Consider the following 16,355-nt stretch of genomic DNA (forward strand, 5'->3'; position numbering starts at 1 on the left):
TCAGTCCATCCGGTCGAGCCACCGTTTCGGCTGCTCGAGTTCCGCCTCGGTGGGAAGGTTCTCCGGCCGGTCCCAGACGACTCCGACACCGTCGATACCGCGCGCACCGGCCACGGTGTCGAAGAAGGCCCGTCCGCGTTCGTACTGCTGGCGTTTGAGCGTGAACCCGAGTAGGCGACGAATCACCCGGGAGAGCGGGTCGCCACCTCGTCGCCGGGCGTCGAGTTTCTCCCGGAGATCAGCCGACTCCGCGTCGAAGGCGTGATCCATCAACAGTTCGGCGTACCCCTCCACCGTCGTCATGGCGACGTTCAACTCGGCGAACGAGCTACGGGGGACGTCGTATCGCGACAGTTCCTCGATGGCCTCGTGGAGGCGGTCACCGAGATACTCCGAGAGCCACGGGGCGGCACCGAACTCCGCAGCGTGGGTGACCTCGTGGAAGGCGATCCAGCGGCGGAACCGCGGGTACTCGACGTCGAGCGTCTCGGCCGCGCGGACGACGTTCGGGTGGACGAAATAGAGTTCGTGGTTCGGGTCGCCATCCGCGAGCAGGAGTGGATCGTACTGTCCGAGCACGTGGCGGGCCACGTAGGCCAGGGTTCCAGCCGTGGTGGCCGTGTTGACCGTCCGCGTGAGACGGTGGATCGAGACGCCCTCCCGGGAGAGGGGCTCGAAGACCCGTCTGAACGTCTCGACGTTCGCGTCGATCCAGTGGTGGCGGTTCTGGACCTCGATCGTGTCGGGGACCGCAAAAGAGCGGCCAGTGAGCGAGCTGATCGCCGAGCGGGCGTCCCTCACATCCGCCGCGTACCCCGCCTGCTCCGACTCGCTGAGCGATAGCGTCCCGGGGTCGGTGGACGCCTTGGCGGCAGTGGCGACTGCCGACCAGTCGACCGGCTCCTCCCCCGAAGCGTTCGCGACCGCCCGCAGCCCCGTCGTGAAATCCATCACCGGGGATAACGGGTGCACGTGGAAAGTCCTTCTGGGCCGCCGCAGTCGACGGTTTCCCGAATAGTCGACCGCGAGACGCCGCCTCCGGTGCGTTCATGCCACCGGACCGACAAACCAGATCCATGGACCTCCACCGCCGCGATTTCCTCGACGAGTTGCTCGAGACGCCCAGCCCGTCCGGCTTCGAGACGGAGGGGCAGCGCGTCTGGCTGGACTACGTCGAGGAATTCGCCGACGAGACGCGGACCGACGCCTACGGGAACGCCGTGGCCACCTACGAAGGAGGTGCTGGTCCCCATATCGTGTTCAGCGGTCACGCGGACGAGATCGGGTATACCGTCTCCTCCATCACCGACGACGGATTCGTCCGCATCATCCCAATCGGTGGGTCCGATCCACTGGTCTCGCGGGGGACCCAGATCCAGATCCTCGCCGACGATGGCCCGGTAAACGGCGTCATCGGCCAGACCGCGATCCACCTCCGGGACAAAGACGACGACCAGTCGGTACCCGAAATCAGGGCCCAGCACGTCGATATCGGCGCCGAAGACGACGAGCAGGCCCGAGACCTGATCGAGGTCGGCGACCCCGCCACCGCGGCGACTGGCGTCCACGACCTCGCCGGGTCCCGGCTCTCGGCCCGCGGCCTCGACAACCGGGTCGGCGTCTGGGTGGCCGCCGAGGCGCTCCGCCTGGCCAAAGAACGGGAGGTCGACGCTCGAATCTGTGCGGTCAGCACGGTCCAGGAGGAACTCGGGCTCAAAGGGGCGGAGATGGTGGGATTCTCGCTCGAACCCGACGCCGTCATCGCCGTCGACGTCACCCACGCCGCCGACAATCCGGGATATCCTGACGACTGGGCGAACGACCTCGAACTGGGGAACGGCCCCGTCGTCTCTCGGGGGACCGCGAATCATCCAGAACTCGTGACGGCCGTCCGCGAGGCGGCAGAGGCCGAGGGGCTGGACGTCCAGCTACAGGCGACCGGGCAGCAGACCGGCACCGACGCCGACGCCTTCTACACCCAGCGGGGCGGCATCCCCACGTTGAACCTCGGTATCCCGAATCGGTACATGCACACGCCCGCGGAGGTCGTGGACACGGCGGACCTGGAGACCGCCGCGAGGGTGCTGGCCGCGATGGCCGACCGGGAAGACGAACGGGAGTACTTCGGCGTGACGCTATAATGCGGGTTCGGTACGTTTAAGCGACTGACGGCAGGTTCGTGGAGTATGAGCGGCCGACCACTCGACGTGCTGGAGGAGACCCTTCACGAACCCGTGACCGTCCAGCTAAAAGGCGGCGAGGAGTACACCGGCGTTCTGGCCGGGTACGACCAGCACATGAATCTGGTCATCGAAGACCCGGGCGGGGACAACACAACCGTTATACGCGGCGATAACGTCGTCACCATCAAACCATGACTGGCGCCGGCACTCCGAGCCAGGGGAAAAAGAACAAGACGACGCACGTCAAGTGTCGCCGTTGCGGAGAGAAATCGTACCACGTCCGAAAGGGCGTCTGCTCGAGTTGTGGCTTCGGCAAATCCGCGAAACGCCGCGGCTACGAGTGGCAGGACAAGGCTGGCGACAACTGAACGAACGGCCTTCTCGGGAACGCGAACTCCCCAGCGATAGCCGTGCCCGTGCCGAAACGGAGACCCATCCCGCGCCCCGGCCCACATGTGCACGGACGTGGATAAATCCGTTCTCGCTTCCGGCGATTTCAGCACGATGCCGGGGGATTTTTACCCGGTGCGACGATAGTGGTGTCCATGTCATCCGGGCGTGACCCTGCCCCGGCAATCGACGAGGGGCCGACAGAGAAGTGTGGCGTCGTCGGCCTCAGTCTCTCGGAACGCGACGCCGCCCTCCCGGCGTACTATGCCCTGTACGCGCTCCAGCATCGGGGCCAGGAATCGGCCGGGATCGTCACCCACGACGGGTTCCAGCAACACCAGCACATCGCGATGGGGCTCGTCGGGGACGCCTTCGACGAGGGGGACATCGAGGGATTGGCCGGCCCGACGGGTATCGGCCACGTCCGCTATCCGACGGCAGGGAGCATCGACGAGAGCAACGCCCAGCCGTTCACCGTCTCGTTCAAGGGCGGATCGCTCGCCCTCTCGCACAACGGGAACCTCGTCAACGCCGGGGAGATACGCGACGAACTCGGCGACATCGGTCACGCCTTCACCTCCGATGGCGACACCGAGGTCATCGCCCACGACCTCGCCCGCAACCTCCTCGAGGCAGACCTCGTCCGGGCGGTCAAACGGACCATGGATCGGATCCACGGCTCGTACGCCCTCACCATCATGCACGGGGACACCGTCCTGGGTCTGCGCGACCCCGAGGGCAACCGCCCACTCGTCATCGGCGAACTCGAGGACGGCTACATCCTGGCGAGCGAGAGTGCAGCAATCGACACCCTCGGTGGCTCGGTCGTCAGAGACGTGAACCCCGGCGAACTCGTGGTCCTCGACGAGAACGGCGACGGGTTCGACGCCTATCAGCTCGTCGAGCGCGACCGCCACGCCCACTGCTTTTTCGAGTACGTCTACTTCGCCCGACCGGACTCCGTCATCGACGACACGCTGGTCTACGAGGTCCGGCGTGACCTGGGCCGAAAACTCTGGGAAGAGAGCGGAGTGGATACCGACGTCGTCATGCCGGTCCCCGACTCCGGGCGGGCGTTCGCCTCCGGATATGCCGAAGCCGCGGAGGGTGTCGAATTCGCGGAGGGACTGATGAAGAACCGCTACGTCGGCAGGACGTTCATCATGCCGACCCAGGAGGCCCGCGAACGCGCGGTGCGGCTCAAGTTGAACCCCATCCGCAGCACGGTCGAAGGGCGAACGGTGACCATCATCGACGACAGCATCGTGCGCGGAACCACCTCGCGACAACTGGTCTCGCTGGTCCGGGAAGCGGGTGCCGAGGAAGTCCACGTCCGTATCGGTGCGCCCCCGATCACTGCCCCCTGTTATATGGGCATCAACATGGCCACCCGCGAGGAACTCATCGCCGCCGAGCAGGACGCCGACGACATCGCCGAGATCATCGACGCCGACAGCCTGGCGTACCTCTCGAACGAGGCCGTCGCCGAGGCCATCGGCACGGATCGATCGAACCTCTGTATGGGCTGTGTAACCGGCGAGTACCCCTACGACATCGACGACGAGGGGACCGACCGGGAGGTCAACCGCCCGGTCATCGGCGACGGTGGACTGTAGGGGCAGGTGGACGTCCGCCCCGACCACCGGAGGGCGACCAAATGAAAGGGCTTTTAATCGGGCCCAGACTACCACTGTTTGCAAACGCACGGGCGAGCGTGGGTAGCCAAGCTAGGTCAAAGGCGCAGCGTTGAGGGCGCTGTCCTGTAGAGGTTCGCCGGTTCAAATCCGGTCCCACGCATCGCCACGTCGGGAAACCGACTCGCGATGCGGGTGAAGTCCTCCGGGACATCACCCACGCACAACTTCTGTCGAAACAACGTTCATCAGCACCGCCGCCGGATTTGAACCCTGGAAGTCGCAGCACTCGAACGAAGTGAGAGTGATCGTCTTCCTCCGGTTCAAATCCGGTCCCGCGCAGTGAGCGACCAACGGGGGGCGAACGAGCAGGGGCGGATTTGAAGGAGACCGAGGTTCTGCGCCGTGCGCAGGTTCTCGGGCGTAGTTCAAATCCGGTCCCACGCATCGCCACGTCGGGAAACCGACTCGCGATGCGGGTGAAGTCCTCCGGGACATCACCCACGCACAACTTCTGTCGAAACCACATTCCCGAGCGACAGCGCCGGATTTGACCCCAGGAGCGACGGTCTAATTACCAGATATGATCTCTGGTCCCGCAGTTTTATTACCACATTAGGACAAGTAGCTCGCATATACCCCATCTCCCGATGGGCGATCCCCACCCACTCAACTATGTCAACAAACGAACCATCACCCGCGACCCCCTCGGGTCCCCTCGGCCTCTACGTACGGATCCTGCGGGGCGTCATGGACGCGATCGGCGTGGACGAGAGCATCAGGCGGAAAATGCTGACGGCAGTGAGTCTCCAGTTCATGGCGATGCTCGGACTGTTCGTCTTCGGCATCGCCTTCCTCGGTGTCGGCGAGCTTCTGGCCCTTTTGACCCCAGTGGAGATGGGGCTGTTCGGCCTGGTCTTCGTCCTCGCGGTCGTCGCGCAACTGAACACCGTCTACATCATCAACTCCGACTTCGTCGAGCCGGTGAAGGCGATGTGGGCCTCGGCCGACGAAGTCGCCAAGGGTGAACTCGACGGGACGGTACCGGTCTTCGATCAAGACGACGAGATCGGGGGCCTCTCGTCGTCGTTCGAATCGATGCACGAGTACATCCGCACGGCCGCCGCCCAGGCTGACGCGATCGGCGCCGAGGAGTTCGATGCCGACGTCCTGAACGAAGAGATCCCGGGTACCTTCGGCGAATCGCTCTCCCAGATGGAGCGGAATCTCAAATCCCGGATGGACGAATTGCAGACGAAACGGGCGGAGATCGAAGCGAGAAACGAGGCGCTGGAGCAGACCGCACAATCCTACCAGCGGACCATCGCCAGGGTGGCCGACGGCGATCTCACACAGCGTCTCGAGGCAGATACGGACAACGAGGCGATGGCTGAGATCGGTTCGTCGTTCAACGAGATGCTCGAGGACTGGGAGGAGACGCTGGGATCGCTCATCGCCTTCGCGGAACAGGTCGCAGAGGAGAGCCGCGAGGTTCAGTCGAGTGCCGAGGAGGTGCGCAACGCGAGCGAGGACATCAGCGACTCCATCCAGGAGATATCCATGGGGGTCGACGAGGAGGCCGAACGGCTGGACGAGACCGCGGACGAGGCCGAGAACCTCTCGGCGACGATCCAGGAGATCACGGCGTCCTCCGACAACGTGGCCACGCTCACCGACGAGACGGCGGCAGTCGGCGAAGACGGTCGAGAGGCCGCCGAAAGCGCTATCGAGGAGATGCACGCCATCGAAGAGCGGACCGACGCCACCGTCGCGGCCGTCAACGAGTTGAACCAGACCCTGAGCGAGATCGAGGACATCACGGACGTCATCCTCGACATCGCCGACCAGACGAACATCCTCGCGCTCAACGCCGGAATCGAGGCCGCCCGCGCCTCCGAGGGCGGAGAAGGCTTCGCCGTCGTCGCCGAAGAGGTCAAGAACCTCGCGGAGGAGACCAAGGAGTCCGCCGAGGACATCGGCTCGCTCATCGACGACGTCCAGGAGCAATCCGAGGAGACCGTCGCGGAGATAGAGGCGATGACCCACCGGGTCGACAGCGGGGTCGAGACGGTCGAAGACGCGACGGAGGCCTTCGAGCGCATGGCCGAGAACGTCTCGAACATCAACACCAGCATCCGGGAGGTCAGCGAAGCGACTGCCGACCAGGCCGAGTCCACCCAGGACGTCGTGGGCATGGTCGAAGACATCTCTTCGATCAGTTCACAGACCTCCGCGGAAGCCCAGACCGTGGCTGCCGCCGCACAGGAGCAGGCCGCGACGCTGAACACCGTCGCGGAGCATACCGACCATCTCGCGGAGAACGCCGCGGGACTCGAAGAGAAACTCGACGCGTTCACTATCGACGAGTCGATGGAGGCAGTCGCGGCGTTCGAGACGGCTGAGGAACCGGATGAACCGGGCGATGTCGAGCATCCGGCGGCAATCGAGGCGAGCGATACGATGGAGTGGGAGACCGTCGCCACCGACGGCAGCGGCATGGAGTGGGAATCCATCTCGACCGGCGACGACTGAGAGGACGAACGACGTAATCCGACCGATTTTCCCCGGGAAACGGGTCGATAAGCGGGGTATTCAAATGGTGTGATTACCATACACGGGGATATGGCCAAGTACTCGACGGGCGGTTCCCGCGGCAGCGACGGTGGCGGGACCTGTGAGCTCTGCGGGACGGCGACAGAGGACCTCCGTACCGCCACGGTCGCCGGCGCGGAACTGCAGGTCTGCCCCGACTGTGCGACACACGGGGACGGCGGCGGACCGAGCGGCGGTTCCAACCGCGGTGGCGGCGGTGGCGGTGGACAACAGCGCGACAGCCCCGGCAAACGGGCCGCCCAGAAGACAGCGCGGGCGATGGACGCCGCGAAAGGCGATTCGACGCACTGGGAGGAGGAGGGGACGAACTACGATCGCGACCAGTTGCCCTACCTGGTCCGCGACTACGGCGAACGGGTCGTCCGTGCACGGCAGGACGCAGGACTCCAGCGGGAGGAACTGGCCGAGGAACTGGACATCAGCGAGAACGACCTCCTCGCCGTCGAACAGGGGCGTGCGACCCGGGCCGGCGTCGGGGGCTCGGTGATCGCCGCCCTGGAGGACTTCCTGGACGTCGAACTCGCCGAGGAGTAGCACCGCACGCACGCGGGGTAACCGTCTCGTTTTTATCGTGGCCCGTCGTGTCGTGGGACGATGACGCATTCACTCGCCGCGGCCGATCCGACGGTCACCGAGTTCGATGCGACGGTCGCCAGCGTGGACGGAACAGACGTCGTCCTCGAACAGACCTACTTCTACCCACAGGGCGGCGGCCAGCCGGCCGACCGGGGGACTATCGAGGGCGTGCCCGTCGAACACGTGGAGACCGTGGCGGGCGAGACCGTCCATCGACTCGCCAGGGAACCGTCGTTCGCGGCGGGCGCGGAGGTCGTCGCCACGATCGACGAGGAGTTCCGTCGCTACACGATGCGAGCACACACGGCGAGTCACGTCCTCTACGGGGCTGGCCGTCGGCTGCTCGACGACCTCGGATACGGTGGGTTCGGCATCACGAACGAGAAGGTCCGCGTGGACTTCGAGACCAGCACGGAGGTCACCGACGACGTGCTCGTGGAACTCGAGCGATTGGCGAACCGAACGGTCTGGGACTCCCGGGACGTCTCCTGGGAGGCGGTACCGCGGGAGCAAGCCCTCGACCGAGAGGACGTCGCGTTCAACTCGGCCACCGAGGAGGGCGTCATGGCCGACGCCGACACCGTTCGGCTCGTGACCATCGACGGGTGGGACGTCGCGGCCTGCGGCGGCACCCACGTCGCCAACACGCGCGAGATCGGCCAGGTCACGATCCTCGAACGGTCCAACCCGGGAGAGGGGTTGACGAGGGTCGAATTCGCCGTCGGCCCGACGGGCATCCAACGACGGGCCGACGAACACCGTGCGATACTGGATGCCGCCAGCGCTATCGGCACCAATGTCGACGAACTCGCCACCGAGGTCGAACGGCTGCTCGAGGAACGCGATTCCCTCGAAAGCGAGGTCCGCGACCTGACCGACGAGGTACTCGACAGTCGGCTCTCCGGGCTCGATACCGTCGAGAAGGACGGACTGACCTGGCGTGTCGGGGTCGTCGACGGGTTCGATGCGAACGACGTCGGGGACCGGCTCCAGGAGCTGGCAGGCGGCCAGGGCGACGTCCTCGCGGTCGCCGGTGGCGACGGACGGGCATTCGTAGTGGTCGCGACGACCGGCGAGGTGGCGGCGAACGACGTCGTCGACGAGGTTACCGAGGAATTCGGCGGTGGTGGCGGTGGTGGACCGACCTTCGCCCAGGGAGGGGGTCTCGACGCGGATCCCCCGGACGTCGTCTCGTTCCTCGAATAGCGCGGGAATCACTCATCATTTTTAGGGCGGTTCACATAGTGAGAGCCATGGAGCTCTCAGCCGAGCAGACGGCCATCCGCGACACCGTCCGCGAGGTGGCCACCGAGGAGATCCGACCGATCGCCGCAGCGGCCGACCGCGACGCGGAATTTCCGGAGGAGGTCTGGGAGACGCTCGCTGACCTCGGCATGACTGCGATGACCGTCCCGGAGGAGTACGGCGGTCTGGACCTCGAGATGACGACCTACAGCATCGTCAACGAGGAGGTGGCGTACGGCGCACTCGCCGTCGCGACGGCGCTGGGCGTCCACGGCCTGGCGACCTCCTGTCTGGCGGAGTTCGGCGACGAGGATCTCAAGGAGGCCTGGCTGCCGGAGATGGCCGAGGGGCGACCCGTTGGCGCCTTCGCGCTCTCCGAACCGGAAGCCGGCTCGAACCCCGCGGAGATGTCGACGGTCGCGCGACCCGAGGGCGACGAATACGTCATCGACGGCGAGAAGCAGTGGATCACGAACGGCCGACGGAGCGGCGTCGTCATCCTGTTCGCGAAGACCGATCCCGACGACCCGCGGTCGGTGACCCAGTTCCTGGTCCCCAAAGACGCGGACGGCCTCACGGTCGGCAAAGAAGAGGACAAGATGGGGCTCCGGGCCAGCGATACGACGTCACTCACCTTCGACGGCGTCCGTATTCCCGCGACGTACCGGTTGACGGAAGAGGGAGAGGGCCTCTCCGCTGCCCTGCACATCCTCAACAACGGCCGCGTCGGCATCGCTTCCCAGGCGGTCGGACTCGCACAGGCCGCCTTCGACGACGCCGTCGCGTACGCCCGCGAACGCGACCAGTTCGGACAGTCGATCGCCGAGTTCCAGGCGCTGCGTCACGACGCCGCCGAGATGCAGACGAACATCGCCGCCGCCCGCGAACTCGCCCGGGAGGCGGCCAGACTGGCGGACGACGGCGAGGACTATCGGCACGCTGCCGCCCGCGCGAAGCTCTTCGCGACGGAGACGGCGGTCGACGTGACCGAGACGGCGGTCCAGTTCCACGGTGGGTACGGCTACACCAAGGACTTCGACGTCGAGCGATACTACCGCGACGCCAAAGTGACGACCATCTACGAGGGGACCTCCGAGATACAGAAGGACATCATCGCCCGGGGCATCTTCGAGTGAGCGGATAGCATGGACACCAGCACCGCAGAGTACGAGGCCATCCTCTACGACCTCGATGGAACCCTGGTCCGCCTGGCCGTCGACTGGACCGCCGTCGAACGAGAGATAGCGACGGTCCTTCGAACGGCCGGCGCCGATCCGGACGGCCTGGTCACCTGGGACCTGCTCGACGCCGCCGACGCCGTGGGCGTCCGCGAGGAGGTCGAAGCGATCCTCGCTCGACACGAACGCGAGGGGGCCAGGCGAGCCGACCGCCTCCCCCTCGCCGACGCCCTCCTCGACGACGAGGTCCCGACGGGCGTCGTCTCGCTCAATGCGGAGGCCGCCGTCCGCATCGCCCTCGAGAAAGAATCCTTGCTCGAGGCGGTCGACGTGGTCGTCGGTCGCGACACGGTCGACGCCCGCAAACCGGACCCCGAACCGGTACTCGCCGCACTGGACGTTCTCTCCGTCGCCCCGGAGGACGCGCTGTTCGTCGGGGACAGCGAGACGGACGAGCAGGCGGCCGAACGGGCCGGCGTCGCCTTCAGGCGCGTCTGAACCTGGCGTACGTGAGGACTGCGATACCGACGGCCAACCAGACGACGGCACCGACCCGCACCGCAAAGGAGAGCCGAGCGTTCCAGGTCGGCAGATCGGTCGTCAGGGCGAGCAGTCCCACGATTGGCGCGCCGATGGCAATCGAGAGGACGAAGGTCATCTGGACGACCCACCCGTAATCGATACCCTCCGGGTCGGTCGATGCGACGCGTTCTGGCACGCCTCGAGAGACGACTGGCCAGCGCATAAACGATTGGCATCGGCTGGCCGTTCGCAAACGTTTACCACGATGGCAGCGCGAGCACACCGTATGCCGACCGTCCAGGACCTTCGCCAAAACGCCGGCGATCAGCCGATTACGATGCTCACGGCCTACGACGCGCCCACTGCGGCTATCGTCGACCGGGCCGGAATCGACGTCATCCTCGTTGGGGACAGCATGGGCAACGCCGTTCTGGGATATGATTCGACCCTGCCGGTGACCACCGAGGAGGTCGAGAGCCACACGGCCGCGGTCGCCCGGGCGACGAACGATGCCCTGGTCGTCGCGGACATGCCGTTTCTCTCTGTCGGCGTCGACAGGGCCGAGAGCGTCGAACACTGCGGACGCATGCTCAAAGAGGCCGACGCGGACGCCGTCAAACTGGAGAGCGGCCCCCACACGGTCGACCTCACCGACCACCTCACGAACATGGGCATCCCGGTCATGGCGCACCTCGGGTTGACGCCACAGCACGTCAACCAGCTTGGCGGCTACAGCCGACAGGGGACAACGACGGCCGCGGCCGAACGGATCCTCGAACTCGCCAGAGAGCACGAGGAAGCAGGGGCCTTCTCGCTGGTGCTGGAACACGTGCCGGCGAACGTTGCCGCCCAGGTCACCGAGGCCATCGACATCCCGACCATCGGTATCGGTGCCGGCCCGGACACCGACGGCCAGGTACTCGTGCTCACCGACGTGTTCGGTCTCTCGGAGCGGTCGCCGCCCTTCTCCGCGCAGTTCGGCGACGTCCGTGCCGAGATGGAAGCGGCAGTGGACGCCTACCGAAACGCCGTCGAGTCCGGCGAGTTCCCCGCCGACGAACACAGTCACGTCAAATCCGACATCGAAGACATCTACTGACGCTTCTCGACCTGACCTGTTATCCCCCTCACACTTTTTGGCGGTGGGCGTGTAGGTGCGACTGTACCATGTCCCAGGAAGAAGTACACAACGAGCTAACCGTCGACGAGTATACGCGAGGGCTCGTCGGACCGGACGTCGAGTGGGCAGGGACGGTCGCCGACGGCGGGACGGTGCGGACCCACACACCGCCGGCGTGCTGGGGGCCGATGATCACCCCGTCGTTCAAGGGCGGACACGAGGTGACGAGGCCGGTGGCCGTCGAGGGGGCGAGCGTCGGCGATGCCATCGCCGTCCACATCCGCGACGTCGAGGTGACGAGCATCGCGACGAGTACGGGCACGATGGCGCCCCGCGAGGAGGCCTTCGGCGAGGACCCCTTCGTGGACCACGTCTGTCCGGAGTGTGGCGCGGAGTGGCCCGAGACCATCGTCGAGGGAACGGGCGAGAACGCCATCCGGTGCGCCGAGTGCGGGGCAGACGCCGCCCCGTTCGCGTTCGAGTACGGCATCACGACCGCCTTCGACGTCGACGGGAACGTCGGTATCACCGTCGACGAAGATGCCGCCCACGAGTTCGCCCTCGACGCCGACGAGGCAGCGGCACTGCCGGAGAACGCCGAACAACATCCGATCTTGCTGTTCGAACCGTCGGAGATGCCGGGAACGCTCGGCCACCTTCGCCCCTTCGTCGGGAACATCGGCTCGACGCCACCGATCGAGATGCCGGATTCGCACAACGCCGGCGACTTCGGACAGAGCCTCATCGGCGCCGACCACGACTGGGGACTCGCGGGCACGGACGAACTGGCACAGCGCACCGACGGTCACATGGACGTCAACGCGGTCCGACCGGGCGCGGTGTTGATCGTGCCGGTCAAGGTCGAGGGCGGCGGCATCTACGTCGGCGACATGCACGCCAACCAGGGCGATGGCGAACTGGCCCTCCACACGACGGACGTGAGCGGGTGGACGGAGTTCGAGGTCGAGGTCATCGAGGGGTTGGACATCGACGGCCCGCTGTTGCTCCCCAACGAGGAGGACCTCTCGCACATCGTCGCCCCGTTCACGGACGAGGACCGCGAGCGAGGCCGGGCGCTGGGTGAGCAGTACGACGTGGACGTCGAGACCGACGCCGGTCCGATACAGGTCATCGGTTCGGGGGCGACCATCAACGCCGCCACTGATAACGCATACGACCGGGCCGAGGCGCTGCTGGGGATGAGCGAGGGGGAGATACGGACCCGCGCGACCTTCACGGGAGGCGTCGAGGTCGGTCGCCTCCCCGGCGTGGTCCAGTTGAGCCTCATGGTCCCGATGGACCTGCTGGCCGACCGCGGTCTCGACCACCTCGTTCGCGAGCAGTACGACCTGTGAACACCGGCCCACGGGCCCGTTCTAGCCGGACCGCTCCGCGACGAACTCGCGGAGCACCGCGTTGAATCGCTCGGGCGCTTCGAGCATGGAGAGATGCGCCGCGTCCGAGACGGTCGTCCAGTCCCCCGCCGGGACGTGTTCCGCGAGGTACTCGTGGTACTCCGGCGGTGTGAGCCGGTCGTACTCCCCGGTCAGTGCCAGGACCGGGACCGCGACGGCGTCGAGGCGGTCGCGGACGTCGAACGTGTGGCTCGCGAGGAAATCCCGTTCGGTGACGCGCTGGTCGACAGCCCGCATGCATTCGCGAGAAAGGGCGTCCAGGCGAGGGTCCGGATCGTGGAAGAACATATCCTCGCCGTGGAGGAACGCGATGGCCCGGTCGAAGTCGTCGGCGAGCCAGTCACGGAGGTCCTCGAGGACGGCCAACTTCGCCCCGGACCCGGCCAGAATCGCGGCGTCCACGGAAGGGTCCCGATCGAGAAGAGCCGACAGGACGACCGCCCCGCCGAGCGAATTGCCGACCAGCACGTCCCCGTCGACAGCCTCGGTCACGGCGAGGAGGTCCTCCACGTAGCGCTCGCGAGCGGTAGGACCGTCCTGCGTGGCGACGTCCGCCGAACGGCCGTGCCCACTCAGATCGAGAGCGACGATCCGATACTCCCCCGAGAGTCGCGCCAGTTGGGACTTCCAGACTTCGTGGCTGCCACCGCTTCCGTGAACGAATACCAGGGTCGGTCCCGACGCCTCCCGGTCGGCGACCCGATACTCGGTCTCCCGACCGTCGTGATGGACGGAGTGCATACGTCGGGACTCGGAGGCCGCGGCCATGAACGTTCTGGCGAGATGAACGGTCTGCGGTCGCCCGGGCCGTCTTCGAACGCGGAGTCTCGGAACCGCATTTCCATTATTGTTAGTAATGCGGTCGCTTGCTTGCGATTCTTGGTCAAAATCTTTATATAGGTAAACAGATAACGTGTTGTTAGCAAGATGGTATCAGTACCACACCAGGCACGCGACGAGGTGTTGTATCGGCAGTACGACTACGAGGACGAGACGGTGTTCGTCGCGGATCTCGGTGCGGTCGCCGACGACGCGACGGTCGAGGTCGTCGACGAGACGGCCATCGTGGTCCTGGAGACAGCGGAGGGGGAACGACAGTACGAATTCGACGTGCCAGACGGAGATGCGCACACGTTTATCTCCAATGGCGTGCTAACTATCGAGGTGAGCGGGGAATGACCGACGAGATGAAACTCACCGTCAAACCACTCAAACAGAAAGACGCAGGGCGTGGACTCGCCGCCGTCGACCGGGCCTCGATGCGCGAACTCGGGCTCGAGAACGGCGATTACATCGTGATCGAGGGGAGCCAACAGGGGCGGGCCGTCGCCCGGGTCTGGCCCGGCTATCCCGAAGACGAGGGCAAGGGCGTCATCCGCATCGACGGCCGGCTCCGACAGGAGGCGGACGTCGGGATCGACGACCGGGTCACCGTCGAGAAGGCAGACATCAAACCGGCGACGTCGGTGACGGTCGCCCTCCCGCAGAACCTCCGTATCCGCGGGAACGTCGAGCCGATGATCCGCGATAAGTTGAGCGGCCGGCCCGTGACGACCGGCCAGACCGTCCCGGTGTCCCTCGGCTTCGGTGGACTCGCGGCCGCCTCGGGCCAGCAGATTCCACTCCGGATCGCCGAGACCGAACCCACCGGCACCGTCGTCGTGACCGACTCGACGGAGGTCCACGTGAGCGAGCAACCCGCCGAGGACATCGTCGCACAGGAGACCGCAGAACGGGAGACGCCGAGCATTACGTACGAGGACATCGGCGGTCTCGACGAGGAACTCGAGCAGGTCCGCGAGATGATCGAGTTGCCGATGCGCCACCCCGAACTCTTCCAGCAACTCGGCATCGAACCGCCGAAAGGCGTCCTGTTGCACGGACCGCCGGGGACGGGGAAGACGCTCATCGCGAAGGCGGTGGCGAGCGAGATCGACGCCTCGTTCAAGAACATCTCCGGCCCGGAGATCATGTCGAAGTACTACGGCGAATCCGAAGAACAACTCCGGGAGATCTTCGAGGAAGCCGAAGAGGAAGCCCCAGCCGTCATCTTCATCGACGAGATCGACTCGATCGCCCCGAAACGCGGTGAGACCTCGGGTGACGTCGAGCGCCGGGTCGTCGCACAGTTACTCTCGTTGATGGACGGCCTCGAGGAGCGCGGCGACGTCGTGGTCATCGCGGCCACGAACCGCGTCGACGCCATCGATCCGGCCCTGCGCCGGGGTGGGCGCTTCGACCGCGAGATCGAGATCGGCGTGCCGGACAAGCGAGGCCGCAAAGAGATCTTCCAGGTCCACACGCGCGGGATGCCACTCACCGACGCGGTCGACCTCGACGAGTTCGCCGAGAACACCCACGGCTACGTCGGCGCGGACATCGAGCAGCTGGCGAAGGAGGCCGCGATGAATGCCCTCCGTCGCATCCGCCCGGAAATCGATCTCGAATCGGACGAGATCGACGCCGAGATCCTCGACGGCATCCGCGTCACCCAGGACGACTTCACTGACGCGATGAAAGGCATCGAACCAGCCGGCCTTCGCGAGGTCTTCATCGAGGTCCCTGACGTCTCCTGGGAGTCGGTCGGCGGTCTCGAGGACACCAAAGAACGACTCCGAGAGACGGTCCAGTGGCCACTCGAATACGGGCCTGTCTTCGAAAAGATGGACCTGGAATCGGCCCGTGGCGTCCTCCTGTACGGCCCACCGGGAACGGGGAAGACCCTGCTCGCGAAGGCCATCGCCAACGAGGCCAAGAGCAATTTCATCTCCGTGAAGGGGCCGGAGCTCCTCAACAAGTACGTCGGAGAGTCCGAGAAGGGGGTCCGAGAGATATTCAAAAAGGCCCGCCAGAACGCGCCGACGGTGATCTTCTTCGACGAGATCGATTCCGTCGCTGGAGAACGGGGCCGCCACTCCGGCGACTCCGGTGTCGGCGAGCGCGTCGTCTCCCAGTTGCTGACGGAACTCGACGGGATCGAGGACCTGGAGGACGTCGTGGTCATCGCGACGACCAACCGCCCGGACCTCATCGATTCGGCGCTCCTTCGGCCTGGACGGCTAGACCGCCACATCCACGTCCCCGTCCCCGACACGGCGGCCCGCCGCGCCATCTTCGAGGTCCACACCGAGCACAAACCGCTCGCGGACGACGTCGACCTCGACGTACTGGCCCGACGCACCGATAACTACGTCGGCGCCGACATCGAGGCGGTCTGCCGCGAGGCCACGATGGCCGCGACCCGCGAGTTCATCAACAGCGTCGATCCCGAGGAGGCGATGGACAGCGTCGGGAACGTCAGGGTCACGATGGACCACTTCGAGGAGGCACTCGAGTCCGTCTCGCCGAGTGTCGACGACGAGGTGACCGAGCGCTACGCGGAAATGGAAGAGCGCTTCAAGAAAGCCCGCACCGCCCCCGAAGAGCAAGAAGACGAGATGTTCGGCCGAACCTTCCAGTGAACCTTTTGCCGCGGGCGA

At 65.9% G+C, this 16,355-nt stretch carries 16 protein-coding genes and 1 tRNA gene; 14 read left to right on the top strand and 3 right to left on the bottom strand.

Features of this window, described 5'->3' with window-relative positions; all coding sequences use genetic code 11:
• Positions 1-951: a zinc-dependent metalloprotease gene (locus tag HSRCO_RS10925; RefSeq protein WP_259517679.1), complete on the bottom strand. Its 951-nt coding sequence runs from the start codon at positions 949-951 to the stop codon at positions 1-3.
• A 125-nt stretch (positions 952-1,076) separates the two neighbouring features.
• On the opposite strand from HSRCO_RS10925, the gene HSRCO_RS10930 reads away from it, so the two are divergent.
• The 10 genes from HSRCO_RS10930 to HSRCO_RS10975 all read left to right on the top strand — a co-directional run bounded on the left by HSRCO_RS10930 (position 1,077) and on the right by HSRCO_RS10975 (position 10,317).
• On the top strand, positions 1,077-2,141 hold the full coding sequence (locus HSRCO_RS10930; protein WP_259517680.1) for a M20/M25/M40 family metallo-hydrolase: 1,065 nt from the start codon (positions 1,077-1,079) through the stop codon (positions 2,139-2,141).
• 45 nt (positions 2,142-2,186) lie between these two features.
• Entirely contained in the window at positions 2,187-2,378 is a 192-nt protein-coding gene (locus tag HSRCO_RS10935; protein ID WP_259517681.1) for an LSM domain-containing protein, read from the top strand.
• A complete protein-coding gene (locus HSRCO_RS10940; protein ID WP_259517682.1) occupies positions 2,375-2,551 on the top strand; it encodes a 50S ribosomal protein L37e in 177 nt (58 codons plus the stop codon). The genes HSRCO_RS10935 and HSRCO_RS10940 overlap by 4 nt, the downstream gene beginning before the upstream one ends.
• Before the next feature lie 177 nt (positions 2,552-2,728).
• Positions 2,729-4,189, top strand: a complete 1,461-nt coding sequence (gene purF / locus HSRCO_RS10945) for an amidophosphoribosyltransferase (RefSeq protein WP_259517683.1) — start codon at positions 2,729-2,731, stop codon at positions 4,187-4,189.
• Positions 4,190-4,285: 96 nt separating this feature from the next.
• Positions 4,286-4,370 (top strand) — tRNA-Leu (locus tag HSRCO_RS10950).
• A 512-nt stretch (positions 4,371-4,882) separates the two neighbouring features.
• Complete coding sequence (locus HSRCO_RS10955; RefSeq protein WP_259517684.1) at positions 4,883-6,739, top strand: methyl-accepting chemotaxis protein; 1,857 nt, start codon at positions 4,883-4,885, stop codon at positions 6,737-6,739.
• 90 nt (positions 6,740-6,829) lie between these two features.
• On the top strand, positions 6,830-7,354 hold the full coding sequence (locus HSRCO_RS10960; protein ID WP_259517685.1) for a multiprotein-bridging factor 1 family protein: 525 nt from the start codon (positions 6,830-6,832) through the stop codon (positions 7,352-7,354).
• A 60-nt stretch (positions 7,355-7,414) separates the two neighbouring features.
• Positions 7,415-8,602: a DHHA1 domain-containing protein gene (locus tag HSRCO_RS10965; RefSeq protein WP_259517686.1), complete on the top strand. Its 1,188-nt coding sequence runs from the start codon at positions 7,415-7,417 to the stop codon at positions 8,600-8,602.
• Between the two features lie 47 nt (positions 8,603-8,649).
• Positions 8,650-9,777 (top strand): acyl-CoA dehydrogenase family protein, encoded by a 1,128-nt coding sequence (locus tag HSRCO_RS10970; RefSeq protein ID WP_259517687.1) that lies wholly within the window; start codon positions 8,650-8,652, stop codon positions 9,775-9,777.
• Positions 9,778-9,786: 9 nt separating this feature from the next.
• Positions 9,787-10,317 carry an HAD family hydrolase gene (locus HSRCO_RS10975; protein WP_259517688.1) on the top strand — a complete coding sequence of 177 codons (531 nt, stop codon included), beginning with the start codon at positions 9,787-9,789 and terminating at the stop codon, positions 10,315-10,317.
• Here HSRCO_RS10975 and HSRCO_RS10980 read toward each other — a convergent pair.
• Entirely contained in the window at positions 10,304-10,537 is a 234-nt protein-coding gene (locus HSRCO_RS10980; RefSeq protein ID WP_259517689.1) for a DUF5822 domain-containing protein, read from the bottom strand. The genes HSRCO_RS10975 and HSRCO_RS10980 overlap by 14 nt on opposite strands.
• A gap of 90 nt (positions 10,538-10,627) precedes the next feature.
• On the opposite strand from HSRCO_RS10980, the gene panB reads away from it, so the two are divergent.
• Positions 10,628-11,440, top strand: coding sequence for a 3-methyl-2-oxobutanoate hydroxymethyltransferase (gene panB, locus HSRCO_RS10985; RefSeq protein WP_259517690.1), 813 nt, complete (start codon positions 10,628-10,630; stop codon positions 11,438-11,440).
• Between the two features lie 68 nt (positions 11,441-11,508).
• Entirely contained in the window at positions 11,509-12,816 is a 1,308-nt protein-coding gene (locus HSRCO_RS10990) for an acetamidase/formamidase family protein (RefSeq protein ID WP_259517691.1), read from the top strand.
• A gap of 21 nt (positions 12,817-12,837) precedes the next feature.
• On the opposite strand, the gene HSRCO_RS10995 is transcribed toward HSRCO_RS10990, so the two are convergent.
• Entirely contained in the window at positions 12,838-13,617 is a 780-nt protein-coding gene (locus tag HSRCO_RS10995; RefSeq protein ID WP_259517692.1) for an alpha/beta fold hydrolase, read from the bottom strand.
• 186 nt (positions 13,618-13,803) lie between these two features.
• Between HSRCO_RS10995 and HSRCO_RS11000 the strand changes: the two genes are divergently transcribed.
• Complete coding sequence (locus HSRCO_RS11000; RefSeq protein ID WP_259517693.1) at positions 13,804-14,055, top strand: Hsp20/alpha crystallin family protein; 252 nt, start codon at positions 13,804-13,806, stop codon at positions 14,053-14,055.
• Between the two features lie 8 nt (positions 14,056-14,063).
• On the top strand, positions 14,064-16,337 hold the full coding sequence (locus HSRCO_RS11005; protein WP_259519798.1) for a CDC48 family AAA ATPase: 2,274 nt from the start codon (positions 14,064-14,066) through the stop codon (positions 16,335-16,337).
• Positions 16,338-16,355 lie beyond the last annotated feature (18 nt).

This window comes from Halanaeroarchaeum sp. HSR-CO, assembly GCF_024972755.1.
GTDB lineage: Archaea > Halobacteriota > Halobacteria > Halobacteriales > Halobacteriaceae > Halanaeroarchaeum.

Excerpts from the sequence above, each read along its gene's own strand:
- HSRCO_RS10975 (WP_259517688.1), top strand. The coding sequence starts at position 9,787 with ATGGACACCAGCACCGCAGAGTACGAGGCCATCCTCTACGACCTCGAT.
- HSRCO_RS10935 (WP_259517681.1), top strand. The coding sequence starts at position 2,187 with ATGAGCGGCCGACCACTCGACGTGCTGGAGGAGACCCTTCACGAACCC.
- HSRCO_RS11005 (WP_259519798.1), top strand. The coding sequence starts at position 14,064 with ATGAAACTCACCGTCAAACCACTCAAACAGAAAGACGCAGGGCGTGGA.
- panB (WP_259517690.1), top strand. The coding sequence starts at position 10,628 with ATGCCGACCGTCCAGGACCTTCGCCAAAACGCCGGCGATCAGCCGATT.
- HSRCO_RS11000 (WP_259517693.1), top strand. The coding sequence starts at position 13,804 with ATGGTATCAGTACCACACCAGGCACGCGACGAGGTGTTGTATCGGCAG.
- HSRCO_RS10965 (WP_259517686.1), top strand. The coding sequence starts at position 7,415 with ATGACGCATTCACTCGCCGCGGCCGATCCGACGGTCACCGAGTTCGAT.
- HSRCO_RS10995 (WP_259517692.1), bottom strand. The coding sequence starts at position 13,617 with ATGCACTCCGTCCATCACGACGGTCGGGAGACCGAGTATCGGGTCGCC.
- purF (WP_259517683.1), top strand. The coding sequence starts at position 2,729 with ATGTCATCCGGGCGTGACCCTGCCCCGGCAATCGACGAGGGGCCGACA.
- HSRCO_RS10970 (WP_259517687.1), top strand. The coding sequence starts at position 8,650 with ATGGAGCTCTCAGCCGAGCAGACGGCCATCCGCGACACCGTCCGCGAG.
- HSRCO_RS10955 (WP_259517684.1), top strand. The coding sequence starts at position 4,883 with ATGTCAACAAACGAACCATCACCCGCGACCCCCTCGGGTCCCCTCGGC.
- HSRCO_RS10990 (WP_259517691.1), top strand. The coding sequence starts at position 11,509 with ATGTCCCAGGAAGAAGTACACAACGAGCTAACCGTCGACGAGTATACG.
- HSRCO_RS10930 (WP_259517680.1), top strand. The coding sequence starts at position 1,077 with ATGGACCTCCACCGCCGCGATTTCCTCGACGAGTTGCTCGAGACGCCC.
- HSRCO_RS10960 (WP_259517685.1), top strand. The coding sequence starts at position 6,830 with ATGGCCAAGTACTCGACGGGCGGTTCCCGCGGCAGCGACGGTGGCGGG.
- HSRCO_RS10925 (WP_259517679.1), bottom strand. The coding sequence starts at position 951 with ATGGATTTCACGACGGGGCTGCGGGCGGTCGCGAACGCTTCGGGGGAG.
- HSRCO_RS10940 (WP_259517682.1), top strand. The coding sequence starts at position 2,375 with ATGACTGGCGCCGGCACTCCGAGCCAGGGGAAAAAGAACAAGACGACG.